Raw genomic sequence first — 25,447 nt, forward strand, 5'->3', positions numbered from 1 at the left:
TTATAAAAACATCTTAATTATAAATTAAAGAGTTTTAACGCGGTCACCATCAGCTTTATGATAGTAAACAGCATTTACATTACTGCTTGGAGCATTAATTGTAATACGTACTCGTGCATCACCAACCACTGAGTTTTCAGCTGCAAGTGCAGCGATCTCAGCAGAGATATTTGTTACACTGTTTGCAGCTGCTTTAGCAGTAAGTACTTTAGTGTACTTTTGACCATTAAAGAAGATTTCAGCAGTGATATCACCAACTACGTTACCTGAGTTAGTAACTGTAACAGATTGTGCGTATTGTGGACCGAATGGTAAAAACTTAACATCACCAGTTGAACCATCAAGTGTCCATGCACCTACTGAAGTAGCATCAAGACCTTTAACCGTGAATTCACCGTTAGCATGCTTAACTTTACCTGTTAGAGCAAATGATTGCGGAGCTGTTAACTCTGAACCTGATTTTGCATTACCAATTACAGTGAAAGCAAGGTCAAGAGGATCAATCGCACCTGTTGGTTTATTTTTAACTGCTAGCTCTGTGTAACCTTCATTGATTGATAGAGTAAGAGTATCATCAGCTGTAGTTGGTACAAATGCTTTAGCTAACTCTGTAGAGCTAAGTTTGCTGTCTGCGTTACCACCATTATCTTTAACATCATAATCAGCAGCAAACGCTAAGCTTGAAGCTGATAATGTGTAGTTAACTTCAGTTGCAGCAATTGACGCTGTTAGGCCAGCTGTTTTAGCAATAGTTACTTTCAGTTGATCTTTTAAGTTGTCAGTACCAGTAAACTCTTGACGACCTTTACCAGTAGAAACTTCACCATTAAGCTTAACGTTAACTGTTGGTACGTACTCTTGTGAAAACTCTGCAACAGTTACTGCAGTACCTTTATCATATGTACCGATTGTTGAGTTTGACGATAATACGCTAGAGTTTAACTTTACTAATGCTTTATCTGCAATTGAAGTAGGAGTAATTTTCAGACCAGCAATACGGATAGCACCGTCTTTAACAACCGCGTCACCTAAACGAATGCGTAATGTAGTTGCATCTGAAAAGTCAAGGAAAGTTGCTTTAGCAGTACCATCAGCAGCACCAGTTACAGTTGCAGCTGTAGATACAGAAGGAGTTACAGTCGTATCGAAAGAACCACCCTCAACAGTTACGATTACAACGTCATTTGCAACATATGCTGTGTCAGCTTTAACTGTTACCATAGTATTCGCTGCGAAGCCATTACCTGCAGCAATTTTTTTATCAGTTGCAACAGACCAACCTTCAACAGAGATATCTGGCGCTGTAACTGCAGCAAAAGGAGTACTATTGTTGTTAAGAGAGACAGTACCAGCAAGAGAAGTTGTTGACACACCAGCAAGTGCTAAAGCAACTAGAGTTTTTTTGAACATTATATATTCTCCAAAGTTTCATGAAACAGGAACGTTCATTGTTCCTTTTTTTTTAGTTTGAATGACCATGCACTATAGGCCGTCACCTAAGTGACTACTAGTCAGATTCAGAATTAGTCTAATGAATGTTAGTTTATTGTCAAGTAATTAACAGTCGTTACACTAACAAATTTATATTACAGTTTTATGGATTCTATGTACACCTTTTAAAAACCTTAATTTTCATAAACTTAAATATATCATGGATTTTTCAGTTGAAAAAAAAGTCTTTCGTTACAATTGTTTACACAAGCCATTTCGGGTGTTTTTTGTACACACTGCATTTCGCTGAATATGCTATATTTTAAATAAATCAATTAACCAACATTTCAAACAACCAAATTTTTAACTAAGCTGTTTCTGTGTAGTTATTTTTCTAATTAACACCCACATTTTTTAGGGGGGTTGATAATTTTAATTCTGATAGACCTTCTTTAAACTGTTCGTAAACACTTTCCCATTCAGCAGTATTACCTATGATACGAGGTGTCACCAATACAACAAGTTCTGTTTTAGTAGAGTTATTATTAGTTTTATCAAACAGCTTTCCTAATAACGGAATACTTGAAAAGAAAGGCACTGAGGTATCACTTAACGTACTGTTTTCGCTAATTAGCCCACCAAGCATAATTGTTTGACCGTTTGCAGCAATTACTTCTGTCTGTAAACTACGTTCAAACACAATTGGGTTACCCTCTGCCCCGGTCCCTTCTGCTTGAGTACTTATATCTTGGCTTATTTCTAAAACTACTACACCTTGCGCGTTAACTGTTGGCGTTACTTTTAAATCGATACCTGTTTCTAGGTAGTTCACAGATGTACGAGAACCATTAGTTGAATCACTAACAATTTCTCCTACAACAGGAATACGGTCTCCTACACTAATATTTGCTTGAACACCATCTCGTACTGCGAGTGTTGGCCTAGATAGTACATTTACATAATCATTAGTCTGCAATAAGTTAATAGCCAAGCTACCAGCAGTTCCCGACAAAGCATAAGTTAGACCTGGGCTACTTTCATTTGCGTTTAGTGTAAACCCACCTTTCGTTGATGCTCCTAAGTTTGTAAGAGCAAATTCAACCCCCTGCTTAAACACATCGGTCAAACTGACCTCTGCAATCATTACTTCTAACATGATTTGTTTAGGCATAATATCTAAACGCTTAACCATAGGAAGTAAGTTTCGGTAGGCATCACCTGTTGTAAAAAAAATCAATGAATTAGAACGCTCATCCACTACCATCTTAATACCATCAGATTGAACTGATACATTTGCAGATGCTGATTTTTTTGGCTGACTAGAGGTATTTAATTGTTGATTTTGGTTCGCTGCTGAGGTGCTATTCGATAAAGCCTGAACGTTACCTCCTCCTAAAAGGTTTTGAATGCTTGTACCTAAATCTACAGCTCTTGCAAACTCTGGTACAAAAACAAAATATTGCTCTTGATTACCGTCTGCTGGTTTATCTAGTTGTTTTGCCCAAAACGACACTCGGTTTAAAAAGTCTTTATTGTTTGTAAAAAAGACCATGGTATTGGTGCGCTCAAGCGGCACAATAGATATTGCTTGCTCACTTGACGCATTTATACTAACTGATATGCCTTCTTGCTTAAGTAAATCTTGTAATTGTTTACTCAATTCATCGACTGGGACAAAACTTGATTTGTACATGCCTATTGAACGGTCACGAAACACTGGCTGATCAACAAGCTGCATAAACTCAAGGGCCTTAATAATATCGTTTCGCTTACCTTTAAACATTATCGCTTGCTGCTCAAATAGCGGTCTGGCATCTACTTTTGTAAGTTGTCTGATCGTGTTTGCTAACGAGGTCTGCATACCTGCTTTAAAAGGCGCTAGTTGTACAATTTCACTCGAGGTATTGGGCACATCTTCAGGGTTAGCACCGTAACCGTACACCAAATTATTTGATATACCATCCTCTGATTGATGGATGTAATAAATACCATCTTGAAAACGAATAACAATGCCTCTTTCTTGCAGCATTTGCTCACTGATTGTGAACAACTTACGCTTACTTAACGCATCTTGAAGATTTAATGTAACTTGAGCTTTACTCGCATTTAGCTGTTCACCCAAAATGTAATTAACATTTAATACCTCACCAAACACATAATGCAGGTAATCTTTAACTAGTAAGCTATCGGCAGTTAACTTAACTTGCTCAGTATCACTAAATTGGCTTGCAAGGTCTGTTTGACTTGATTTTAGGCTGCTTTTATTTTGTAACGGCTCTACATAAACAATTCCTTGGTTTGCTTTTTTAGCTTGCTGCGTATCTTCAACTTTGTCTACGGCTGTTGCTATAACATTATTTGTCTGTGCTTTTTCTAAATACGATGGTGCCGCGGTAATACCGCTATTTGATCTTGCGCACCCTGTAAGTACACTCATCGCAACCACGCCTAAAAAAATGGCCTTGCTATGTTTCATAAATTTTCCGTACACTATAACTAGTTGTTTATCAACCACGTTGATACATGATTAAAGTAATTTTTTGTTGACCTTTAGTAAGCTCAACTTCGGTATTTGACAATACTTTTAAGCTATACCCATGCACTGTTTGCATATCGCCATACTTAACAAGTTGTGTATTATCGTCATTTATATTTTTTTGTTCTATTAATACATAAGGTTCATTTGTAGTGATTACAGCCTTTAGTTTAAGTTCATAATCGCCAGCAAATACGCTAATTAGTTCACCATTTTGCTCTGCTTGTTCAGCCGCAGATAAGCCTTTTTCTGCTACTTGTGTATTTTGTACGGGTTGGCTGTATTTTTTGTACACTTGCTCTAGTGTTTGCCTTGTTGACTCAGATAGTAATGGCAAAGGCATCGCCTTTAAACTTTTCTGGTTGAAGTCGTTATCTGCTTTGGTACTTTCTAAAATTAAACGATTGCTAAAATCTAAAGTTAATAACAATAAAATAAGAACGCTAGGAATAAGTATTGCTCTATTCATTAGGTTCTCCTTGTTGCATATAAAAGCTTAGCTGAATTGTACCATCAACCTGACCAAGCTCTTGCGCTGTTTGACCTTTCATACGCATATTAAAATCACTAACTTGCATTAATGGCGTGTTCGTTTCTAGTTGCACCAACACAGTTTGAAAGTTTATCAGTTTACCACTTATGTTTAATCTAAGTTGATGACGCATCAAGCTGTCATTAGCTACTTTAAGGCTGACTAACCAGTTGCTGTTGTTTATCTGTAGGTTATGCTTTGCCATCAACTGCTCAACTTTTTGCTGCATAGCAAGTTTGAACTCTGTATCTTTTTGTGGCTCGACAAATAATCGATTAATACTCTCTAGCTGCTTACTAATTTGCTGTTGCTGAGAATCAATAGTAGCTTGATTATCGATTACAGTTTGCGATTTTGTAGCACGCTTTTGTAAGTTGTTAATTACGCCTATTTGCTCATCTTGCCAATCAAGTAGTGGGACTACCGCAAACTTAAGCACTAATAAAACCGCTAACAATACTAAAGCTATTTGCTGCTTTGGTTGTAACTGACTCATTGCACCCCCTGCTCAGGCACCGCAGGTATCACTTGATCATTACCTGTATTTAGAACAAAACTAATAACAAAGCTTTCACCACCGCGTTCTTTACGCGATGGGTAATCAAACTTAGCATCTTCCACTCGACTATCTTGCATAACAGTCGCAAGTGCATCGGTCGCTTTATTTGCCTTACCTCTCAAAACAAAGCGTCCTTCTTGCCAGCTTATACTACTCAATTCTGCAGAATTAAATAAATCACTTATAACCATAAAAACCGGGCTAGTTATAGGAAGTTGTTGCAACAATTGCTGTCGCTGTTGTAAAGCATCACGACTGGTCATATATACATTCAATGTATTTAGCGCTTTGTTGACTGTTGCTTTGTTAGCGTCGAGTTGACTTTCTAGCTGATGCATTTTGAAAACTAAGTAGCCACTAGTTAATAAACCATAGACAACAAATATACCGCCAAAAATAGCACTGTATCGAAGAGCTAGGCGTTTGTTAAATATGTTGACTGAAATATTTAAGAAGGCTTGTAAATATTGCTTAGGTACAGCATACAACCCATTGATTACCCGCTCTAAATATTCTTGCTCTGTATTAATATTGATTACTTTGCTTAACGGAATACCAAACATACTAGCGAAGCGTTCAGGGCTATTTATTATTTTACTTTGCAATGATGAGCAAACATTCTTCTGATGTTTAGTGATGAAGCTAGCATTATGATGAGTATTTAAAATCACTTCTCCATCATTGACTGTTTGGCTCATTAATAACGACTCAGGTAGCGTAAACCACGCTTTAGGTAAGTCTTTAGCAAATTGCCATTGCATTACTTGGCTTTGTTCTGCCGCCATCACAGTTACTAAGGTCTGGGTGGTAGCTTGCTGTTTATCTTTACTTTTTTTCTCAATCTCTAGTAACTGCTTTAATTCTTTTTTATTACCAATAGGGTAAGCATTGAGTTGCTCATTGTAGTGTTGACACCCAACAACTAATAACCACTTCGTTGATTGTGTGTCTGATGATGGTTTTAAAGCAAATTGATTGTGCTCATTTAGCACAAGTTCATAGGGTTGATCAGTATAAAAAGCAACCACTTTACATAGCCATTTTTTAAACAATAGCTTAATTTTATTATTAATCATTATGCTCTCTATCGCGTCTTCACAGCTACTTCATTGATCACCGGATCTTTTGTTGGTTGCAAATGAAAGTATATTGTTTTATTTACTACCGCCTGCCCAACTCTCGATGTTAACGATACCCTGAATAAATTAGATGGGTACAAAATAATATCATCACTTTCAGTTATGCCAGTTGCTTGGACAAAGTCTTTAACCGTTAACCTATTGGCTTTACGTTGCATAATAACATACTCTGCAACTTCGTTACTTAATAATGCATAAAGTAACGTATTAGGCGAATTCATAGGGTTGAATGAGCCTTTTTTATATTGCGTTGTGTTTTCAGCAAGTACTGCTAATTGCTTCGACGGCAACCCCAAATGCCCAAGCTCTTCAATATCATGAATAGCTGCATTACGCGCAACAGTGCCATCACTAATGTAGTCTGAACGCTTCTCTAAACTCTGCCAAGCTATAATCTGCAACATCGCAAGCTGGGCATCATAATCATTTAAGCCGCTGTAGGTCAACAATCGCTTTAAGCGTGCTTGATTTGGGTAGTGAATATTTAGCAAACCACGTAAATCTTGTAACCGAACTTCAACATTGTTGGTTGTTTTAAAAGGCTCACCATAAAAGTTCCACGTTGTAATTTGAGGATTGTTAGCCGGAGGACTAGGGATAGGTGTTAACTTTTCAGTCAGCAGAGAAAATACGATATTCGCTTGGGCGTTATTTAACTCAACTAAGGCTTGGGCCTTATCAACCATCATAGTTGCGCTTTTTACTTGCTGTCGGGCTGACTGCGTAAAGTATAAGGCTAAAATAGAAACGACTGCGACGATTAATAATACCTGTACAAGAGCTATTCCACGCTGCTTTGTCATAATTCACCCGTTTGAATGTAATTACCAAACCAACGATTAGGCTCTTTATCTAATTGGAAGTAAAATTCCATTAGCTGCTGTTTTTTGACTAAGGTTAGCTTGATTACTAGAGGTGTTAACTGTTGATCTAGACCTGAATAAGTCGGTTGCCAAAAAGGTTTTTCGCCTGGCTCTTGCAGTGCTTTTTGCTCAAGAGAACTCCAACCATAATAACTGAAAGTAACGCTATCAAGATCGTTCAAGAGTGTGTACTTATTTGAAAATTCGATGTTTTGTTCAGAGTTAATTAATAACATGTCAGCACTTGAAATCGACTGATAAACTAACTCAAAGCGACCTTGTTGATTTTGAACAGCTGTTAATCTCACAAGCTCAGGATTTTTGGTATCTGTATAACCATTTTTGGTCATCATCAGTAGGCTGTCTTCAGCGCCAACAAAAAACATCTCTGGGCGTCCTCGATTATTCTTGATCAGGTACGGTTCTACACCCTCTAAGATGTTTTGCAATATATAGATTGATTTTGTCTGTTCAATATCTTGCTCAAAGCTACCAAGCTCCTTGTCCCAACGAGAAGCCAATTGCATGTATACATAGTTTCCAGTAAACATTATGAGGGAAAGCAACGTCACGGAAATCAGCAGCTCGATTAAAGTAAACCCTTGCTGTTTATGCATTGTGCCAACTCACTTCATTAAATGTATAGCTTTTTTCAATACCATTTCGTTTAACTATGAGAGTGACTTGCCACAAATTTATTTGTTTTTTTTCAGCAGCCTGTCTACCAAATTCAAGAGTCATTGCCTCATCTACAACAACTTTACTTTGCACAATTGCAGCCTGCCATTGATATTCAACTCCCCAGCCGACTCCACTGCCTGACAAGGTAGACTGTTCTGAAGTTGATAACTTTATTTGTTGTTGGATTTGCGTTATCAGTGCAGGGAGGTTAGCAACCATTTTTACATGGTTGCTCGCTTTTTCACTGGCAATAAAGGCGCCCCTATAAATAAGCGAAACGGCTGCAAGCGAAGAGAATAAAATAATAGTCGCGATAAGCAGCTCAACTAATGTAAAGCCTAACTGGTGCTTTGTTTTCATTTTGATGAGGACTCTAAACTTATCATTAGCGGTTCATCTCGAAAATAGCCTTGGATCTGTGTAGGTGAAACGATTCCATTATTATTGAAGTTTACTTGCAGTGCATCAAACCGTAATGATTCTAATTTTTTTGTTTTTATTAGTTGGTTTGTATCACTTTGATATAAATAAAGCATATCGCCTTTGAGCTCAAGTTGATACGAACGCGATTCTACAAAAGATTGAAATGCAATACTTTTAATCCAATTCCGTGTTGTTAGAAGCTCAGTTCTTGCTGCACTTTTGTCTACTGCTTTGACTGAAATTGGCGCCACAACCGACAGTAATAATGAAACAATACTTAAAACGATAATAAGCTCGATAAGGGTAAAACCATATGCAAATTTATTATTTGCGCCCGTCATTAGAAGCCTACGTCGTTTAAAGAGATCATGCTCATCAACATTATCACGACGATACCACCGACGAAACCACCCATAAATAAAATCATTAATGGCTCAATTAACGAGGTCATATTGTCTGTCCAGGTTTCAAAATCTTGCCGTGAACGATTTGCTATTTCATCGAAAACGATATCTAAATTACCTGACTCTTCCCCCACCTCAAGCAGTGAAATATAAAATGGTGGATATAAAGAAGTTTGCTGTAATGCTGGAGTTAATTGACTACCACGTTTTACTTTTTTTCGCGCAATTGTCATTTCATGATGTAATACGTGATTTTTGATATTACCCGCAGCCAGTTCTAATGCTTGGTCAATAGGTACACCAGCTTTCAACATCAAACTTAAACCACTATTAAAACGTATGCGCTCAACTGTGGCGCTCGCATTCGCTATTACAGGTAATTTTAGTGCTGTTTTATGCCACCAATGCTGAAAACCTTTACGTTTACTTGCCCAAATAAGGGCAGGGACTGAAGCAATAACCGCCAATGCCAAGAACACTTGATAGTCATTCATCCACTCACTAATAGATAACATGAGCTGAGTATACCAAGGGAGCGAGCTTAATTGACCAAACATATCAGCCATTTTTGGAATGATGAAATTAAATATGAAAAAAATACTTAAAATACAAACAAATAAAATAACGCATGGATAAGTAAGTGAACCTACAATTTTTCGTTGTAGTTCACGTTTAAACTTAAGATCTTTGGCGATACCAGCAAATATTTCGCTTAAGTTTCCTGAAGCTTCACCTAATTCAATTAAGTTACAATAAAGGTTATCGAATACATCAGGATAAGCTCTGAGTGCTTGAGAAAGGCTACTTCCTTTTTTTATGCTACTGCTAATATTAGCAAGCATTTGTGCTAATGCAGCTTTAGCTTTTGTTCGCCTAATAATGTCTAGGCCACGATCAATCCTAACTCCAGTTGCAAGTAACAAACTTAACTCTGCTGTTAAAAATTCTAGGTCGGCTAAGGATACCTTGCTTTGAAAAAGCACACCGGTCGTTGCTCTTTTTTGCTCTTCTTTAACTTCAAATGGCAGTAACTTTTGAACTTTTAATTTGTTAATTGCATCTTGCTCAGAGGTTGCTTCAATAAGCCCCTCTGATTTTGCGCCAGATGAATCATAGGCTTTGTAATTAAAAAGCGCCATTAACCTGCGACCCGTATTACTTCATCAATAGTTGTATGACCTAGTACCGCTTTGTGTAAACCATCCTCGAGTAAGGTTCGGCGATTAAGCGAGTGGTTATGATTTTTAGCTTTAGGTATGAAATCAGCATCTTTTGGCATTGCTTTAATTTCATTATCACAGCGTAAATACTCTGTTACGGCCATTCGGCCTTTATACCCAGTATGAGAACAATGCTCACACCCTTTCCCTCGAACTAAATTAATCGTATTGATACTAAAGCGCTCCGCAAACTGATTCAGGTTATATTTTTCTATAAGCTTTTGTGCATCGGGATCAGGTTCACTGCAATTGCTGCATACTTTTCGTGCTAAGCGCTGTGCAACTATCGACACCAGTGCGGCATTGAGCAAGAACTCTTCTACACCAAGGTCAAGTAATCGAGTATAAGCACTTGCAGCATCATTTGTATGAACAGTACTAAATACTAAGTGGCCAGTTAATGCAGACTGTAATGCAATTTGAGCAGTTTCTTTATCTCGTATTTCACCCAACATAATTACATCAGGATCTTGACGAACTATAGAGCGCAGGCCCGCTGAGAAGTCAAAACCTATATCACTATTAACTTGCACCTGATTTATACCTGGTAATTGGTATTCTACTGGGTCTTCTAAAGTAATAATTTTTACATCATCATTATTTAGTGCGTTCAAAAATGTATATAAGGTTGTTGTTTTACCAGAACCTGTAGGGCCGGTTAATAACACAACCCCTGCTGTTGTTTTAATATCTTCGCGGATCAATTCATCAATGTCATCTGATAAACCCAAAACGGACATATCGTAACGTACGTTCTCTTTTCTTAGAAAACGCATAACGACTGATTCACCATCATTTAATGGTAATGACGATACACGAATATCAAGCTCTTGATTGGCAATTTTCATTTCGATTTTGCCATCTTGCGGGCGGCGCTTTTCAGCGATATCCATTCCCGACAAGATTTTCAAACGCGTAATTATTGGCAGTTGTTTACGAGCCGAAATAGTTTCAGCTTCATGCAACACACCGTCAATTCTAAAACGCGCCCTGTAGCGGCCTTGGTAAGGCTCTAAGTGCATATCTGATGCACCTTGGCGTAATGCTCTACTAATTAGTGAATTTAGTAAGTTTACAGTAGGGGCTTCTGTAGCTAATTCTTTTAGGCGTTCTTCCTCATCTAAAGGACTATCATCATCGATATCTGTTAGAGGCTCTTCGTACTTTGCTGCTAATAATTGAATATCAACTTCATTCGCAATGAATAAAGAATAAGATTGATTATTTTTACTTAACCAATCATTCATTACTTGATTAAGTGGATCCTTACAAGCAAAGGAAATGTGCTCTTTATTGTCAGTTATTGGTAACCAGCTTTGCTCAACAAACATATCAAGCATAGGCTTATCGATGTCTAGTGCAGAAAAGTTAGCGTATTGTTCACTAGTAAACAGTGGGATACCTAAATATTCACTTAGTAACAAAGGAACTTGATCTTCTGGCAAGCTCCCCATGTTTACAAGTACTTGTTCTAACCTTCCGCTATATTTTGCCTGATAATTTAAGGCTCGTGTAAGATCTTGAGGGTCAACACTAAACTTTTCTGTTAATAAATCATGTAATTGCATTATTGATGTATTATATCCGCATTGTTGTCGGTACCACCCTCTTTACCATCACTACCGTATGATTTTAGCGAGTATGGATTGCCATTTTCACCTGGGGTCTTGTAGACATAAGGGTTTCCCCAAGGATCTAACGGGATATCTTTTGGTAAATAAGGACCATCCCAACGTGGATCATCACTTTTACGTAACTGAGAAAGTTCTGTTGGGTATTTACCTAAATCAAGTCGATAAGTATCAATAGCGGTTTCAAATGATGACATTTGTGCTGCTGCTATTTTACGCTCTGATGAACTTAATTTAGAAAAAAACTTAGGCGCGACCAGTGACATTAAAAGCCCTAAGATGACAATAACAACAAGTAGCTCCATCATCGTAAAACCATTATTTTTTTTCATAAAACTCTCTTTAAATTTAGTTATTTTTTGACGTCTATTTTTTTCGTCTAAGAAATCTTGCTACTTTCCAACAGTGTTGTAGTGCTAAAGAATAAAACACAAATACAATCAAAAATAGGGCAAGCATTATCCATTCAGGAACATTTAAAACTTCCCCTAGAATGCCAACACCGCTCAAAATTATGGCAAAAAACAATATTGAGCTCAACGCCCTGCGAGAACTAAATCCTACCCGCATAAAGATATGGTGCAAATGATCGCGGTCAGCACTAAACGGGGATAGCCCCTTACGTTTACGGCGAATTATTATTGCCATCATATCCATTAAAGGCACACCAATAATCCATAACGCTGTTACAGGTCTAAATGCTGATTCGGTTGTCTGAGTGCCTACCATTAGAAACCAAATAACACTCAAACCAATAAACATAGAACCCGCATCACCCATAAAAATTTTCTTATTTCTATGGCCTTTAATACCTAGATTAAACGCTAAATAAGGTAGTACGGTCGCAACAATAATAAGCGGTAAATAAACCAAAGCATAGTTACCACTAAACAGCATTAAAATAAAGACAGATAATAAGGTGAGAATACTAAGTGAGCCAGCTAAACCGTCAATGCCATCGATCATATTAAAGGCATTAATACAAGCTATGACACTAATCACTGTAAATATTATACCAAACCAACCAAGATCAATATCACCCATTAAAAATAGATTGCCCAGATTATGAATGTATATTTCACTACTGTAGATCATCACAAGAGCAACTAGAACTTGGACGCCTAACCTAATTTTTACACCTAATTGACGGTAATCATCTATAACCCCCAAAACTACAATCACCGCAGCACAAGCTAAGTAACTTACAATTTTCACTGTTAGTGGATGAAATGCCATAATCGAAATTGCCACAGCCAAAAAGATTGACAATCCACCAATTAAAGGGATGGTGCCGGTATGCTGTTTACGCAGGCATGGTTTATCGACTAAGCCAAATTTTACAGCTAATGGCGTAATCGCCAAAATTATGATGTATGAAAAAACAAATGCAAACATCAATGTTATGAATTCAAAGGTCATTATGAAGCCTTAATTAAGAAACATACTTCATTGTTATAATGAACTGATAGCCGCTACAGCTACGCCCATTTGATACACTATTTGTGTTGCTGTACTCCAAAGAGTCAGGTTATCAATATAATCAGAATCTAAAGGTACTACTATAGTATCACCTGGCGATAACTGAGAATTATTATTAACCGCAAACCAAGACCCTTCATTTGGCACTTCAATTAAACCACTTGCCTTAATGATATAAATACGGTCTTCATCAGCACGTTGCTTTAAACCACCACTGCGGCTTAAATAGTCATTAAGGCTTAGCTCTTCCTGATAAAGGTGTGAGCCTGAAAAGTTAACCTCACCTACAACACTTACACTTGAGCGTTTTGAAGGTATATATAGTACATCTTGATCTTCTACCTCTAAATGACGCTGGCCATTCATAATTGATGGTAGATCTATAACCAAACGACCAACAGCCCTAACATTCGCTAAGTCATTTATTAAATTATTCATATCTTGATACGATAGTGACGCATCCGTGATAGAGTTGTTAAAACTTTTAGAAGCAATATCTCGGCGTAAGTCTTCAGATAACTTCTTTAGTTGTTGCTGCTGTTGTTTTCGAGTTTCCTCACGCGTAAAAATAGCACCCTCAGGATAAGAAAACTCAGTAAAACCGCCTGCTCGCTCAATTACTTCGGCTAACGTTTCGCCTTTTGAAATACTATAAACACCTGGGAATTTTACTTCGCCAACAATATTAATTTTTCTATCTTGCTGCCAATTTGGAATCGGGTAAATATTAATTGTATCTTTGCTTTGTAACTCAAATGATGAGCTTGACTCATCATTAACTAATCTAGCTAAATCAATACTAATGTGTTCCAAATTAGACTTTCCTGCAAAGCGAGTTATTTCAGCACTCTTCAAATAGGCAGATTCTTTTAGGCCACCAGCAGCTAGCAGCGCTCCTTTCACTGATGCATTCACAGGTTTTGGATATACACCTTCGTAAAATACCTCACCACGAATACCTATAATTTGTAATCCGTCATCAGAATTTGCTTGCTGGTTCAGTTTAGCCAAAATAGGTTTAAGCAACCTTTTTCTACTAAAAACAGCATACTCATGCTCTTCTAATTCTTCCTTACTTGTGAGCAATTCTGTGATAGAAAGAACTTCTTGCTCTTTTTCTTTAGAGAGTGTCTCAGCTAGTTCCTTATCCAAAGCTGAACCAAGATCGATAAATTCATAAAACTTTCGCTCTTCGTACTCATCCCAAAGCTTGATTTTTTCTTGTTGTTTTAACTGCTCTTTAGTCAAAGCCATGCCTGCGAGGGCATTTTCTTCACTTTCTAAAGATTGGAAACGACTAAATACAACAACAATATCGCGAGGCTTTAGCTCTAGGTCTTCTTCACCACTTACTGCATTTATGAGGGAAAACTGATGTAACTCAATATCACCACGTAAGTTAGTCTCGCGAACAATTAATGAATAATCATAGTCTGCAATTGGCAGTAAATCTGCTTTTAGAGAACCAAATAGCTGACTGACAGTTTTTCCTTCATGCCACGCGTAGTTACCTGGATGAGCAACAGCACCAAGCAGAGTCACTGCATTGTCTAATTCTTTACTAGAAGATGGAACGCGAATTACATCTCCATCATTTGGTTTATATGCATCTCTTTTAGATAAGTTAAGTTGCAGGACGGTTCTCGAACTATTACCTGTGTAGCGTTCTACAACTGTTTTCTGCGGATATGCAGCTGCATTAAAGCCACCTGCCATAGCTATTAAATCTTGACTAGATTCATTTTTTTTAAGCTCAAAAATGGCTGGTCTACGTACTTCACCTTCAACACTCACTCGCATACCAACTGGTGGAATAAATACAACATCACCCGGCTTTAAAATGACATCGTTACTACTATCACCTTTTATCAATAGGTTATATAAGTCGAGAGTTGTTACTGTTTTTCCTGCACGCTTTAATTGTATATTTCTAAGTGAGCCAATATCAGACACGCCACCACTCACAAATAATGCATGTGTAATTGAAGCTAGAGAAGGAACTGTATATGCACCAGGCTTATAAGCTTCACCTAAAACCATTATGCGGATTGAGCGCGTTTTTCCCATTGATACATAAGCCTCTGTACCAATGATTTCCTGTTTAACTTTCGCTTTTATTAAGCTCACGACATCACTGTACTGCATGCCACTAACTGTAACCGGCTTAAGATTACTTATAGTTAAGCGACCTTCGCGATCTATAATAACCTCTTCTGCGGACGTTTCTTTACCAAACAAGTTGATAGTAAAAGTATCACCAGGCCCAACAATGTAACTATCAGGTACAAGTGCACTTTCTGACGGAGCAAAAGTGGTTGGTTCGCCAGAAAAAAGCTCATACCCAAATGGTTTTAACTCATCTTCTTCTGGTTTGAACTTCTCTTCTGCTGTAATTTTTTTGTTATCTTCGTTATCGTCAAACATGCCTCTAGGCATTACAGTATCTGAGACTTCATTCGTAGATTGATTTTCGTTTTGGTCTGCCGAGACTAACATACTGAGGTCTAAGCCGTACTTCTTAGCAAGTGCTTCTTGTTGAGATTTGGGGAGTTTTTTAAATTGTTCGATTTGTTGCTTAGTTGGAGTGACTGAATGAGCTTCAGTAATAAATAAAAGCGAGATAAAAAGCGCAATTACAAGTCTAAAAAACTTCACAAAGTTTCCCTTCTAAGAAAATAAAGATAACCGCGGCATACTACATCATTTTATAAACAAAAAAAATGGGTAAACAAGTTTACCCATTCATTCTCAACTGAAAAACATTAGAAACTATACACTAGCGTTAGTGACGTTTCTGTATCTGTGTTTTCTTTATCATCCGCAACATCTGAGTTGTGGGTGATGTTGTAAGCCACTTTCATTTGTAATGAGCCGTTGATCTTAGCAAGGATTGCAGACTCTGAACGTGTTTTAGTGTTGGTATCACCATATTCAACTGATACTAACTGAGTAAAACGTGCACTGTCTGAAATTTGCCAGTTATAGTCAACTTTACCTAAAGCGATTACTTCGCCTTCACGCTCACCAGCAAGTGATTCACCGTTGTCATCAACTTCTGTGCTGTTATCAGGGTATTGGAAGTATTTATAACCCGGACCAATTTCAGCGTTTAACCACATATCAGAGCGGTCGATTAAGCGTAAACCGTAACCCGCTGAGATAACAGATTCGTTGCGGTATGCACCAAAGTAATCAGATACGTGCGAACCGTAAATGAATAGGTGTGAATGCTTTTCGTTTAACTTGTAGTTACCTTGTGCAGAGATTGAGTACTTTTCGTTAGTGCGCTGTGTTTCTTTAACGCCTTGGTCGTTTTCGATCTCATCTTCTTTATAAAGACCGTCTAACTTGTACTCGTTATTCCAGTTTTCTAGGTTATGTAGAACCTTGATACCACCTTTAAGTGTGGTTGTTTCAGTGTTACCGCTTGTTACGATAGCACCTAATTCACTGGTTACATCCCAAGTTTTGGTTTCATCTGCTGCGAATGCGCTAGTTGCAGCGCTTGCTGCAACTAAAACTGATAAAGCTTTTAATTTCATTAAAAAATAACCTTTACTACTTGTAAGTTAGACTTATTAGTCTTCTTTGTGCAAATGAACATCCATTTGCGGGAATGGGATTGTGATGTTGGCATCATCTAATGCGATCTTAATGTTTTCCATTAAATCGAAATACGTTGGCCAGTAATCAGCTGAGTTAACCCAAGGGCGAACGACAAAGTTTACGCTTGAATCTGCAAGCTCAGATACAGCTACTGTGTATGCTGGGTCTTTTAATAAGCGCTCTTCCTTATCTAAAACTGATTTAAGTACTGCTTTCGCTTCTTTAAGATCTGCATCGTAACCAACACCGATAACTAAATCGATACGACGAGTTGATTCACGAGAGAAGTTAGTAATTGGGCTGCCCATAATTGATGAGTTAGGCATGATAATTACTTTGTTATCTGGTGTACGTAATTCTGTAGAGAAAATTTCGATTTTCTTAACTGTACCCGCTTTACCACCAGCTTCTACATAGTCACCTGATTTGAAAGGACGAAGTAAGATGATTAAAACGCCTGATGCAAAGTTAGAAAGTGAACCTTGAAGTGCTAAGCCTACAGCTAGACCTGCCGCACCTAAAATAGCAATGAACGATGTTGTCTCAATACCAAGTTGAGATAATGCCATTAAGATTGTTGCAGCAAATACAATTGCATAGACAATGCTAGCAACAAATGAACCTACAGCTTTATCGACTTTCTTTTTATCAAATGCTTTTTCGGTTAAGCCTTCGCAGAATTTAGCGATGCGACCACCGATGAAGAAAATGATTAGCGCTAGAACCGCCTGAACGGCGTAATGTATGATTAAACCTGAATTCTCGTTGATCCAGTTCATTATTGTATCCATGTTCTCTCCTGAAGTTCATTTGTAGCATGACGCTGTGCAAATTATATATGATCTTTGGTTAAAAAATCATTAAATTACACGCAAAACTAAGAAATGATTATTTGCTCAATTACAAAAAACGCAAGTCTAATCTGCAAAACTGAATGCCAGCTGACCAAAGGGTTATTTCTGAATTTTCTGAGACAAGTAAGTTTTTTCGACTTTTTTCATTTTAGGGGTTCACAAGCTAAACTTAATTATGTAATATGCGCGCCACACCAAACGAGGTGTATCTCAGTGGCGGCTGTAGCTCAGTTGGTAGAGCCCCGGATTGTGATTCCGGTTGTCGTGGGTTCAAGCCCCATCAGTCGCCCCACTCTTCCCCCTTAGTAAATCTAAAAATTAGAATTTTTTCAACAATTTAAATTTATTTAAATAATGAAACTGCTTCTAGCTTTCAATATTAAACTGACTACAAACTAACAGCCCGGTTTATTTACTGTGAGTGGCTAGGAATGGATAGTTACTGTTTAATCTATTTACTTCCAATAAAGTTCTTATCAACAGCAACATAACTTAAAGGCAATAAGAAGAGATTCAAAGGTAGGTTTTCTTGTCCCTTTACTGCCTTCGCGTTCAATGCAATTCAGAGCGTTTTGATAATATCCCTAATCATATTTTACTAACTATGAAAACTGACATTGAACTAACTCATTTATAAGTGGAAACGTTTGGGGCAGGAGAATAGCTATATTCTGTTAGGTGAAGTGGTAATTACTAACCTATTATGTTTTACATCCGAGCTTCCGATTAATTACCTAGAGGTTAATACAAATTAAAACTCTTAATCTGAATGTGCTCAGGTTCACTTATATTGCGTTACAGACTTTATGTATTGGCTGCTATCACTCATCTGTAATTCTAGCTCTACTTCAGTGTTTTCAATTAACTCTTCATTAGTTGCAACACCCACATTGTTGTATTGATGGCGAATAAAATACTCAGGAATAGCCTGATTGAACAATTGCTTTAAACTTCCTGGCCCGTAAATTCGTATACAAGTATTAGGAGTACCTATGAAACTTTCATCTTCGCAAAAACCTTCACAAAGTAACACTTTTAACTTTGGATTGGATTCAATTTGATCAGCTGTAATTATAACTGGGCTACCTATTAAATCACTGAGTTCATCTAATGCTTTTACTTCTTCTTCCGAAGCATTGAAGTACTGATAAGTAAGATCTGAGTTTAAATAGTTGTTAACAATACGAGCTTTGTGAACATACTTCAGCAAAGATACTACTTGCCCAATAAATACCTCCCCCTTATCCGACAAATTAGTTTGTGCAATGATAATTTCACCAAGTTCAGGGTGATCATGCACAACTTTCAATTTCCCTGACTTGCTCAATATATCTATAGCCTTAATCAGCTTTGGAAAAAATGGAAGCTTACTTAACTTCTTACCTAACCACGAACTAGTTCGGATAGAAAATGTTGACTTACTTATATCTGACATCTCGGTCGAAAATGATAAAAAGCTATTAAGTGCTAAACCCTCTATAATGGTCTTCTTAGTACCTCCATAAATGTGCGCTCTACAACTTGCCAAAAATAAATTTTCATCATTGTTAGTTGCGTATAGTTCACATTGGATTTTTTGTTTTACCGCTCCAGCTTGAAAAACCCCACCAGGTCTTGCAATCATCTGCTCAAAAAGCGGTGAACCACTTATATTTATTTTGCTAGTGTCGATAGAAAACTCTCTACCTTCTTCTTCAAGCCCTAAAAGACAGCTGTACAAAGTATCATCATTTTTGTCTGCGGCAGCTATTTTGAGCTCAATATCATGATACTTTGGCTCAATAAGAGAACTAACTTTACCGTCTATGATATTGGTAGTAACATTAAAGCGTGAATCCAAACTAGATAATTCAGCTTCCTTTATCTGTATAGCTTTGATAGCTAAATCTGACGATGACGAACCGCTCCATCCAGAAATATGCTCTATAGTACTTTTTATAATCTCCTTTTTAACAGTGTGTTCATCATATATCTTCTTACCAATATTAGTGTTTGAAAACTCTTCAGCTTGAGCCCTCCACGACTTAAGCAACGATACTGAATATTTAGCAACATCTACGTCTATGATCCTAGCGCAGCTCTGACAAAGCCAGATACCATTATCGAAGCTTTTACGTTGTTGTTTTGTTAGGGATGCATCATATCTAGGTCCACCAATAGCGGCAGCTGTAATATGAGCAGCAACCCCTATTCCAACAGTACCATTAGAATCAGTTTTTGCACCCTTTGTTAGTACTCTGCACTCAGGATTAGAGCACAAATGGCCCACTCTCTCTGCCAGCTCCTTCTTAGTAGCCTTTGAAAAATCATCTCTTGACTTCATTCCACCCACATACTTCCATTCGACTATATAAATATTAAAACTAAATCATGTAATATTGAGCATTCCAAAAACTATTTTGACTCATAGTGTCTCCATCACACTAAGTTTGAGGTGTAGTTGGTGACAGACCAGAAATTTCAGGCCTAAATAATTGATGGACTATCAATTAGCACAATCAAAAGCTCAATTATGTTCCAAAAGCGAGATTGCATACAAATTCGCCAACAAACAGAAACGCTTTACAGAGGAAAGATTCCACCCTATTTTCTGACCTTCGTGGATGTTAATAGCCCTTACAAATATGATTTCTATTCAAGTACTTAATCGTAATTTAGCTCAATAAAATTACCTGAATACTCTGGTGATTCGTAAATAAAACCAAAATCTAATTCTATAAATTTATTAATATTTTTAAAAAATTTGAAATCAGTATCAGTTGGTTCAACCCCTCCTGATACTACAATCAACTTTTCACCTTGTTTTTGTATATTAGGGGCGTTGTTTCCTAAAAGTTTGAACTATCTTGCCAGCCTGTGATCAGATCATCTATATCCTACTAGCCCGTGCAACAACAATGAGCAAAATCACAAACTGGTCTCACTATAATCAAGCCCTCGTTAACCGCGGTAATATTCGCTTCTGGTTTGACGAAAAAGCAACGCGTCATTGGTATAACGAATGTACTCACGGTGGGCGTGGCCGCTCTAATCATTTCTCTGATCTTGCTATTGAAACTTGCTTAACACTCAAAGCTGTCTTTGGCTTGTCGTTCAGGGCACTACAAGGGTTCACACAATCGGTATTATCTTTGATGAAGCTTCCGCTTGAAGCCCCAACCTACAGTTGTCTGTGTAAGCGCAGTGCTGAGTTGAATATTAAATTTCGCAGTAAAGTCCGCACCACTGGATTTGTAGATATTGTAGTTGATAGCACAGGACTTAAGGTGTTTGGCGAAGGTGAATGGCATGCACAGAAGCACCACGTAAAGGCAAGAAAAAAGTGGCGAAAACTGCACCTTGCGGTGGATGCCAACACGCATGATATTGTGGGGGCGCAAATGACGCTCAGTAACGTCACCGACGGCGAGACCCTCCAAGATTTGATAAGACCATTACGCCGGCGTATAGATAGAGTGAGCGCTGATGGTGCTTATGATAGCCGCCGCTGCTATGCAGAAATTACTGAAAAAGGCGCGATACCTGCTATCCCGCCGAGAGAGAATGCACGGCTGTGGACTGATAAGCATCCACGCAATGAGGCTGTCATGTTGTGCAATAAGTTAGGAATCGCACAATGGAAAAAGCTCAGTGGATATCATGTGCGCTCATTAGCAGAAACAGCGATGTACCGTTTTAAACAGTTGATGGGGGCTAAGCTAAATGCGCGTGATTACAATCGCCAGCTGGTTGAAGCGATGATCAAAGTGAAGGCGCTAAATAAGATCAACACCCTTGGTCTGCCTAAATATCAGTAAGTTAAGTGAGTTTGTTAGAGAGCTGTATTTGATCAACAAGGCCTATATTAGGATGAAGTGTGTATCGTAAAAGCTGCCCAATGGCCATCTCGATATTTTGAATTACAGAGTTAGTGTACTTAAGCTCCGCAACTACATACCTATTATCCTCAGTATAAACAACATCTCTTCTAAATAAACCATCTGTATCTTGAGAGCTAGCATCTATACCTTTTGAAGATTTAAGCCATCTAACAAATCGCTTCTCCATTTCTTGTTCACGAAGAACAACGGAGGTAAATTCAGATAGTTTTCGTCTAACTATTTTAGTATCCGCATCATTACTCCACATATCTGTCGAGCATTCAGCAGAGGGAGTTCTAAAATTATCAAACTCAAACCTATCAAGGACTTTATCAATAATGGCTAAACATGATTGAAAGTCGTTAGCATTTTTAGGTATGTAATAATCAAAAATATTATCAACCTCTCTAACTTTTATCGCGCAACCACTAGGCAGTTTACCTAAATCAAAATTGATAAATTCTTCATTTATAATTTTAGAGCTATTTAATGGTGCAAACCTTATGCGAACATTATCCTTATTTGGTGTGACAGAAACCCTTCCTTTAGATTGGTTCTTACCAAATATTAACTTCACAGTGGCATCTTTACGCCAATTAGTTGAACCTGTGTAAAATTGAGATAGATGAACATCCAATATCATACATACTTTCTTGTATTCTGGATTAGCATCAAACCAAGCTTTTGCTTGGCTAAAAGATAATGAAGGTAGATACTTCTTAGCAGTTGACACCCACATCCAACGCCTTGCTAATCGTACTGGTTATGCTAAAGGTAAGACAGTGGATCAAACAGAACAAGACATCATAAAAAAACGCCGAATAAGACAGAGTTCATGTTTAACTTGCATCACTGGTTTATCCTTCATGGTAGATACGTCTGTACTGCACGCAAACCTAAGTGTGGTTCATGTATCATCGAAGATTTATGCGAATTTAAAGAAAAAACAAAAAAGTAAGCATAGTGTGGGATTGAATATTAATCAGGTATCATATATGTTTTTTAAATTACAGAGCTAGCACCCGTAAATTATGATTGTTTAAAACTGTATAGAAAATTAAGATGGTTGAATATACCAACTTTGTAACAAGGGTATAAAAATTTTAAAAATAACAATAAAGACCAAAACTATAACACTAAAAACTTTTTTAACTTTGCTATGCTTCTAATTAATTTTAAGTTACTGCAATATATTTGCTACAAGTTTTTGTATTGCTCAATGCAAAATCGTATTTAAGAAAGACTTCTCCTCATCAGTAAGGATCTCACTACAATTAGTATGTTCCTTTTTTTTACCTAACTCATTTACTAATACTTTCAATAAATTCAAACATACAGTTAAATAGCATAAATCGATATCATTTTCTTTATTAAATAAATTTTTCAGTTGCTCCAAATTAATACGAGTATCTTGTTCATTTATCTCATATATGAGATGCTGAATCTCTGCAATAATTTTTTTTCTGATATTTTTATTCATAATAAACCTGATAGAGTCAATAAATTCTAATCATTAAGCACAAACTCATCTTTATGCATGAATATGAATCCTTGCATAAAGACATTATTAATTTGAGACAAGAAGTCAAAGTGTTTAGTAGAACAAACCCCCTCAACAACTACTTTATGCCTCTTCCCTAAATAAATTAATAAACTTTGCAAAAACTTCTTATCACTACTAAATAACTCCCAAAACAACTCTTTTGATACTTTAATAGCGCTGAAAGATATTTTGTTAGAAATCACAATCTCGAAATTTGATTGACCAGTACCAAAATCATCAAGCCATAAAAAAATATTGGAAAAATTGTTAATTGAATTTAATGTGTTAAAGTCAGTCTCTGTCAGGTGGTCAATGTTTCTTTCATTTAGCTCAAGTGCTATCTTTTGCTGTGGGTTGCATTCAAAAATTTTAAAAAATTGACTAAGATTCTTAACTACCGAATCAGGTGTATTTAAGCTGATTGTGTACTTAAGATTTCTTATGTCAGCTAATATAATGTTTAATAGCAACCTAAAAATTTCAACTTGTTCGCAATTGCTTATACTAGAAAAAAAGATTTCAGCATTAATTTTTCCCTTTTGTGAAGTTACAGAGCAAACTATTTCAGCACTGTCATAACTGCTATAAGAAGCTGATATTTTTTCGAGACGAGGTTGAAGGTCTACACTCCCCCAAATATCTGAATGAAAACTAAAACTTTTTAGGTAATGCATAATATTATCCAAATATTAAGAAACTGTTTGATGGTCAGTAAGCATATAGCCCACACCTCTAATATTTACTAACTCAAAACTAGAAAAGCGCAAGGCTGTTCTCATTTCTGATATGGTTACTGTAAGGTTGTTCTTAACGACGCTACAATCTGGCCAACCGTATTCAATTAAATATGAAAAACTAAGAGGCTTGTTAATATTATTTATTAATGCGCAAAGCAACCTAAACCCCCGATTTGATAAAACAACCTTAATACCATCGATAAATATATTCTGGCTATTTGGGATTAATTGGATTTTTTTTTCATAGTTAATCTCATTATTTAACGGGCACCTTTTACAAAAATGGATGCAGCTTTGTGCACTTGAAATTTTGATTAAATCTACAGAAGCGTTCATGATAACTATAACCTATTTATAAAAATTTACTGACTCTCAAATGGCAAACTTGGAAATTAGCTGATTGCTCTTAAAATTTGAAGGTAAACTATGGTATTCATAAATGGTTTCATTATATATCCTTCCATTTAGTGCTATTAATAAAGACTTCATTTCTTTATCTAAATTAGAGGTAATAGGAAAGTAAAATCCAATTGATAAATTACTGCATATATCCCTTAAAAGATTTAAGTAAATTGGAAAGAATATCCGATCATCATTTTCTAAAAGTTTTAAGCATTGTTCAGATAAATCAAATGCCAAATCCAGAAAGAACTTTTTTTCAATACTACAACTTGTGTTAAGTATACAATTCATTGCTTTTTCCCTTAGCTTTAAACTTTGTTGAATATAAGATTCAAACCTTGTTTACATTTTATTACAAATATTCACAACAATAAGAATTATAAAATTTATAATTAATCTTAAAGCCCGAATTCAGATAATAAGTGCACCACTCATGGTTAAACGGTGAGAAGAGATCAACTGCCTGTTGGTGGTACTCTGTAATCGCCAAAAAACAAGAGTAGATACCATGAGTTACAAGCAGTTGATCGAAGGGTAGAGATACCAGATTGAGGCCTACTTACGCGAGGGTTTTAGCTATCGAGAGATAGGGAAAAGGCTAAAAGTGAGCCACAGCACTATAAGTCGTGAAGTTAGGCGCAATAGTACTCGAAGTCATTACTTGCCTGAGGTTGCACATTCAAAGGCATGTAAACGAAAACATCTAGCTGCCAAGTATTCCATGTCAGCACTTACAATTGCGTTCGTTGAGTTTGGATTGGAGCAAAAATGGAGCCCTGAGCAGGTTGCGGGTGTAAGCAAAATTATCGGGCATCCTGTGAGTCATGAATGGATTTATGGCTATATTCAAAAAGATAAATTGAGTGGTGGCAAGCTATACAAACATCTGCGACAAGGGCACAGACGTTATCGTAAAGGCAGCCGAAGCAAACGTGTCATCATCCCAAATCGTGTTGGCATTGAACATAGGCCTGCGATTGTTGACACTAAGACACGATTTGGTGATTGGGAAGCGGATACAGTACTTGGCAAGCATGGTACGGGAGCAATCGTTAGTTTAGTCGAGCGTACAAGTAAGTTTTACCTGATACGCAAAGTGCCAGCAAAAAGTGCAGCGCAAGTGAGCAGAGCAATGATAGGTATGCTGTGGCGCTATCGACGCCATGTTCATACGATAACCGCAGACAACGGGAGTGAGTTTTGTGAACATGAGCATGTTTCAGACAAGCTAAAAACCGACATCTACTTTGCTAACCCCTACTCATCATGGGAAAGAGGGTTAAATGAGAACTTTAATGGCTTGTTGCGTCAATATATTCGCAAAGGCACTGATTTACGAACGGTGACAGATAAGCAAATTGCGCACATAGAAAAGGCGCTCAATGCGAGGCCGAGAAAATGTCTAGGGTTTAGGCAACCAGCGGTAATATTCGATGAATTACGCAAAGCAGCCTAATTTAGCGAGTGGTGCACTTCGGACTTGAATTCGCGAGTAACTTATCATATGAAGGTTATGATTATAAAAAACTAGTGTTCAATTAAGGCTC

General features: G+C 37.1%; 24 protein-coding genes, 1 tRNA gene and 1 pseudogene. 4 read left to right on the forward strand and 22 right to left on the reverse strand.

Annotated elements, in window-relative coordinates:
* Window positions 1-24 precede the first annotated feature (24 nt).
* The 16 genes from J8Z25_RS14585 to J8Z25_RS14660 form a co-directional block, all read right to left on the reverse strand.
* Window positions 25-1,410, reverse strand: a complete 1,386-nt coding sequence (locus tag J8Z25_RS14585; protein WP_250661277.1) for a Slr4 family S-layer protein — start codon at window positions 1,408-1,410, stop codon at window positions 25-27.
* A gap of 415 nt (window positions 1,411-1,825) precedes the next feature.
* Window positions 1,826-3,907 carry a secretin GspD/PilQ domain-containing protein gene (locus J8Z25_RS14590; protein WP_250661278.1) on the reverse strand — a complete coding sequence of 694 codons (2,082 nt, stop codon included), beginning with the start codon at window positions 3,905-3,907 and terminating at the stop codon, window positions 1,826-1,828.
* Window positions 3,908-3,938: 31 nt separating this feature from the next.
* A complete protein-coding gene (locus J8Z25_RS14595; RefSeq protein ID WP_250661279.1) occupies window positions 3,939-4,436 on the reverse strand; it encodes a hypothetical protein in 498 nt (165 codons plus the stop codon).
* On the reverse strand, window positions 4,429-4,995 hold the full coding sequence (locus tag J8Z25_RS14600; RefSeq protein WP_250661280.1) for a GspMb/PilO family protein: 567 nt from the start codon (window positions 4,993-4,995) through the stop codon (window positions 4,429-4,431). Before J8Z25_RS14600 ends, J8Z25_RS14595 begins: the two co-directional genes overlap by 8 nt.
* A complete protein-coding gene (locus J8Z25_RS14605) occupies window positions 4,992-6,134 on the reverse strand; it encodes a hypothetical protein (RefSeq protein WP_250661281.1) in 1,143 nt (380 codons plus the stop codon). The genes J8Z25_RS14600 and J8Z25_RS14605 overlap by 4 nt, the downstream gene beginning before the upstream one ends.
* An 8-nt stretch (window positions 6,135-6,142) precedes the next feature.
* A complete protein-coding gene (locus J8Z25_RS14610; protein ID WP_250661282.1) occupies window positions 6,143-7,000 on the reverse strand; it encodes a type II secretion system protein GspK in 858 nt (285 codons plus the stop codon).
* The gene (locus J8Z25_RS14615; protein ID WP_250661283.1) at window positions 6,997-7,677 is read right to left on the reverse strand and encodes a PulJ/GspJ family protein; all 681 of its coding nucleotides are present in this window, start codon (window positions 7,675-7,677) and stop codon (window positions 6,997-6,999) included. The genes J8Z25_RS14610 and J8Z25_RS14615 overlap by 4 nt, the downstream gene beginning before the upstream one ends.
* Entirely contained in the window at window positions 7,670-8,101 is a 432-nt protein-coding gene (locus J8Z25_RS14620) for a PulJ/GspJ family protein (protein ID WP_250661284.1), read from the reverse strand. Before J8Z25_RS14620 ends, J8Z25_RS14615 begins: the two co-directional genes overlap by 8 nt.
* Window positions 8,098-8,505 carry a type IV pilin protein gene (locus J8Z25_RS14625; protein WP_250661285.1) on the reverse strand — a complete coding sequence of 136 codons (408 nt, stop codon included), beginning with the start codon at window positions 8,503-8,505 and terminating at the stop codon, window positions 8,098-8,100. The genes J8Z25_RS14620 and J8Z25_RS14625 overlap by 4 nt, the downstream gene beginning before the upstream one ends.
* Window positions 8,505-9,707: a type II secretion system F family protein gene (locus tag J8Z25_RS14630; RefSeq protein ID WP_130050453.1), complete on the reverse strand. Its 1,203-nt coding sequence runs from the start codon at window positions 9,705-9,707 to the stop codon at window positions 8,505-8,507. The genes J8Z25_RS14625 and J8Z25_RS14630 overlap by 1 nt, the downstream gene beginning before the upstream one ends.
* The gene (locus J8Z25_RS14635; protein ID WP_250661286.1) at window positions 9,707-11,356 is read right to left on the reverse strand and encodes a GspE/PulE family protein; all 1,650 of its coding nucleotides are present in this window, start codon (window positions 11,354-11,356) and stop codon (window positions 9,707-9,709) included. Before J8Z25_RS14635 ends, J8Z25_RS14630 begins: the two co-directional genes overlap by 1 nt.
* Window positions 11,356-11,751 (reverse strand): type II secretion system major pseudopilin GspG, encoded by a 396-nt coding sequence (gene gspG, locus J8Z25_RS14640; protein WP_130050451.1) that lies wholly within the window; start codon window positions 11,749-11,751, stop codon window positions 11,356-11,358. Before gspG ends, J8Z25_RS14635 begins: the two co-directional genes overlap by 1 nt.
* 34 nt (window positions 11,752-11,785) lie before the next feature.
* Entirely contained in the window at window positions 11,786-12,838 is a 1,053-nt protein-coding gene (gene wecA / locus J8Z25_RS14645; RefSeq protein ID WP_250661287.1) for a UDP-N-acetylglucosamine--undecaprenyl-phosphate N-acetylglucosaminephosphotransferase, read from the reverse strand.
* 33 nt (window positions 12,839-12,871) lie between these two features.
* Window positions 12,872-15,553 carry an SLBB domain-containing protein gene (locus J8Z25_RS14650; protein ID WP_178926292.1) on the reverse strand — a complete coding sequence of 894 codons (2,682 nt, stop codon included), beginning with the start codon at window positions 15,551-15,553 and terminating at the stop codon, window positions 12,872-12,874.
* A gap of 107 nt (window positions 15,554-15,660) precedes the next feature.
* Window positions 15,661-16,440 (reverse strand): DUF481 domain-containing protein, encoded by a 780-nt coding sequence (locus J8Z25_RS14655; protein WP_130050448.1) that lies wholly within the window; start codon window positions 16,438-16,440, stop codon window positions 15,661-15,663.
* 36 nt (window positions 16,441-16,476) lie between these two features.
* Entirely contained in the window at window positions 16,477-17,295 is an 819-nt protein-coding gene (locus tag J8Z25_RS14660) for a mechanosensitive ion channel family protein (RefSeq protein WP_054563554.1), read from the reverse strand.
* 279 nt (window positions 17,296-17,574) lie between these two features.
* On the opposite strand from J8Z25_RS14660, the gene J8Z25_RS14665 reads away from it, so the two are divergent.
* Window positions 17,575-17,650 (forward strand) — tRNA-His (locus J8Z25_RS14665).
* 489 nt (window positions 17,651-18,139) lie between these two features.
* Here the strand turns inward: J8Z25_RS14665 and J8Z25_RS14670 are convergent.
* Together J8Z25_RS14670 and J8Z25_RS14675 are read right to left on the reverse strand one after the other, a co-directional pair.
* Window positions 18,140-19,681 (reverse strand): hypothetical protein, encoded by a 1,542-nt coding sequence (locus J8Z25_RS14670; protein ID WP_250661288.1) that lies wholly within the window; start codon window positions 19,679-19,681, stop codon window positions 18,140-18,142.
* 320 nt (window positions 19,682-20,001) lie between these two features.
* Window positions 20,002-20,148, reverse strand: a complete 147-nt coding sequence (locus J8Z25_RS14675) for a hypothetical protein (RefSeq protein WP_250661289.1) — start codon at window positions 20,146-20,148, stop codon at window positions 20,002-20,004.
* A gap of 107 nt (window positions 20,149-20,255) precedes the next feature.
* On the opposite strand from J8Z25_RS14675, the gene J8Z25_RS14680 reads away from it, so the two are divergent.
* Window positions 20,256-21,155 carry an IS5 family transposase gene (locus J8Z25_RS14680; RefSeq protein ID WP_250661049.1) on the forward strand — a complete coding sequence of 300 codons (900 nt, stop codon included), beginning with the start codon at window positions 20,256-20,258 and terminating at the stop codon, window positions 21,153-21,155.
* Between the two features lies 1 nt (window position 21,156).
* Here the strand turns inward: J8Z25_RS14680 and J8Z25_RS14685 are convergent, their stop codons facing one another.
* Complete coding sequence (locus J8Z25_RS14685) at window positions 21,157-21,957, reverse strand: hypothetical protein (protein ID WP_250662051.1); 801 nt, start codon at window positions 21,955-21,957, stop codon at window positions 21,157-21,159.
* Between J8Z25_RS14685 and J8Z25_RS14690 the strand changes: the two are divergent.
* Window positions 21,893-22,176: pseudogene (locus tag J8Z25_RS14690) on the forward strand (iron-sulfur binding domain-containing protein); the annotation flags it as partial. The gene J8Z25_RS14685 and the pseudogene J8Z25_RS14690 sit on opposite strands and share 65 nt — an antisense overlap.
* 258 nt (window positions 22,177-22,434) lie before the next feature.
* On the opposite strand, the gene J8Z25_RS14695 reads toward J8Z25_RS14690, so the two are convergent.
* From J8Z25_RS14695 to J8Z25_RS14705, 3 genes are read right to left on the reverse strand one after another with little or no spacing between them, the layout of a single operon-like run.
* Window positions 22,435-22,698: a hypothetical protein gene (locus tag J8Z25_RS14695; RefSeq protein ID WP_203984057.1), complete on the reverse strand. Its 264-nt coding sequence runs from the start codon at window positions 22,696-22,698 to the stop codon at window positions 22,435-22,437.
* A gap of 26 nt (window positions 22,699-22,724) precedes the next feature.
* Complete coding sequence (locus J8Z25_RS14700; RefSeq protein WP_250661290.1) at window positions 22,725-23,435, reverse strand: EAL domain-containing protein; 711 nt, start codon at window positions 23,433-23,435, stop codon at window positions 22,725-22,727.
* 15 nt (window positions 23,436-23,450) lie between these two features.
* On the reverse strand, window positions 23,451-23,834 hold the full coding sequence (locus tag J8Z25_RS14705) for a winged helix-turn-helix domain-containing protein (protein ID WP_250661291.1): 384 nt from the start codon (window positions 23,832-23,834) through the stop codon (window positions 23,451-23,453).
* Between the two features lie 613 nt (window positions 23,835-24,447).
* Between J8Z25_RS14705 and J8Z25_RS14710 the strand changes: the two genes are divergently transcribed.
* Window positions 24,448-25,356 carry an IS30 family transposase gene (locus J8Z25_RS14710; protein ID WP_250662039.1) on the forward strand — a complete coding sequence of 303 codons (909 nt, stop codon included), beginning with the start codon at window positions 24,448-24,450 and terminating at the stop codon, window positions 25,354-25,356.
* Window positions 25,357-25,447: the final 91 nt, after the last annotated feature.

This window comes from Pseudoalteromonas sp. SCSIO 43101, from assembly GCF_023650775.1.
GTDB lineage: Bacteria > Pseudomonadota > Gammaproteobacteria > Enterobacterales > Alteromonadaceae > Pseudoalteromonas > Pseudoalteromonas apostichopi.

What these genes read in the sequence shown, in the direction of transcription:
- J8Z25_RS14585 (WP_250661277.1), bottom strand. Translation starts at nt 1,410, where the DNA reads ATGTTCAAAAAAACTCTAGTTGCTTTAGCACTTGCTGGTGTGTCAACA.
- J8Z25_RS14590 (WP_250661278.1), bottom strand. Translation starts at nt 3,907, where the DNA reads ATGAAACATAGCAAGGCCATTTTTTTAGGCGTGGTTGCGATGAGTGTA.
- J8Z25_RS14595 (WP_250661279.1), bottom strand. Translation starts at nt 4,436, where the DNA reads ATGAATAGAGCAATACTTATTCCTAGCGTTCTTATTTTATTGTTATTA.
- J8Z25_RS14600 (WP_250661280.1), bottom strand. Translation starts at nt 4,995, where the DNA reads ATGAGTCAGTTACAACCAAAGCAGCAAATAGCTTTAGTATTGTTAGCG.
- J8Z25_RS14605 (WP_250661281.1), bottom strand. Translation starts at nt 6,134, where the DNA reads ATGATTAATAATAAAATTAAGCTATTGTTTAAAAAATGGCTATGTAAA.
- J8Z25_RS14610 (WP_250661282.1), bottom strand. Translation starts at nt 7,000, where the DNA reads ATGACAAAGCAGCGTGGAATAGCTCTTGTACAGGTATTATTAATCGTC.
- J8Z25_RS14615 (WP_250661283.1), bottom strand. Translation starts at nt 7,677, where the DNA reads ATGCATAAACAGCAAGGGTTTACTTTAATCGAGCTGCTGATTTCCGTG.
- J8Z25_RS14620 (WP_250661284.1), bottom strand. Translation starts at nt 8,101, where the DNA reads ATGAAAACAAAGCACCAGTTAGGCTTTACATTAGTTGAGCTGCTTATC.
- J8Z25_RS14625 (WP_250661285.1), bottom strand. Translation starts at nt 8,505, where the DNA reads ATGACGGGCGCAAATAATAAATTTGCATATGGTTTTACCCTTATCGAG.
- J8Z25_RS14630 (WP_130050453.1), bottom strand. Translation starts at nt 9,707, where the DNA reads ATGGCGCTTTTTAATTACAAAGCCTATGATTCATCTGGCGCAAAATCA.
- J8Z25_RS14635 (WP_250661286.1), bottom strand. Translation starts at nt 11,356, where the DNA reads ATGCAATTACATGATTTATTAACAGAAAAGTTTAGTGTTGACCCTCAA.
- gspG (WP_130050451.1), bottom strand. Translation starts at nt 11,751, where the DNA reads ATGAAAAAAAATAATGGTTTTACGATGATGGAGCTACTTGTTGTTATT.
- wecA (WP_250661287.1), bottom strand. Translation starts at nt 12,838, where the DNA reads ATGACCTTTGAATTCATAACATTGATGTTTGCATTTGTTTTTTCATAC.
- J8Z25_RS14655 (WP_130050448.1), bottom strand. Translation starts at nt 16,440, where the DNA reads ATGAAATTAAAAGCTTTATCAGTTTTAGTTGCAGCAAGCGCTGCAACT.
- J8Z25_RS14660 (WP_054563554.1), bottom strand. Translation starts at nt 17,295, where the DNA reads ATGGATACAATAATGAACTGGATCAACGAGAATTCAGGTTTAATCATA.
- J8Z25_RS14670 (WP_250661288.1), bottom strand. Translation starts at nt 19,681, where the DNA reads ATGAAGTCAAGAGATGATTTTTCAAAGGCTACTAAGAAGGAGCTGGCA.
- J8Z25_RS14680 (WP_250661049.1), top strand. Translation starts at nt 20,256, where the DNA reads ATGAGCAAAATCACAAACTGGTCTCACTATAATCAAGCCCTCGTTAAC.
- J8Z25_RS14685 (WP_250662051.1), bottom strand. Translation starts at nt 21,957, where the DNA reads ATGTGGGTGTCAACTGCTAAGAAGTATCTACCTTCATTATCTTTTAGC.
- J8Z25_RS14695 (WP_203984057.1), bottom strand. Translation starts at nt 22,698, where the DNA reads ATGAATAAAAATATCAGAAAAAAAATTATTGCAGAGATTCAGCATCTC.
- J8Z25_RS14700 (WP_250661290.1), bottom strand. Translation starts at nt 23,435, where the DNA reads ATGCATTACCTAAAAAGTTTTAGTTTTCATTCAGATATTTGGGGGAGT.
- J8Z25_RS14705 (WP_250661291.1), bottom strand. Translation starts at nt 23,834, where the DNA reads ATGAACGCTTCTGTAGATTTAATCAAAATTTCAAGTGCACAAAGCTGC.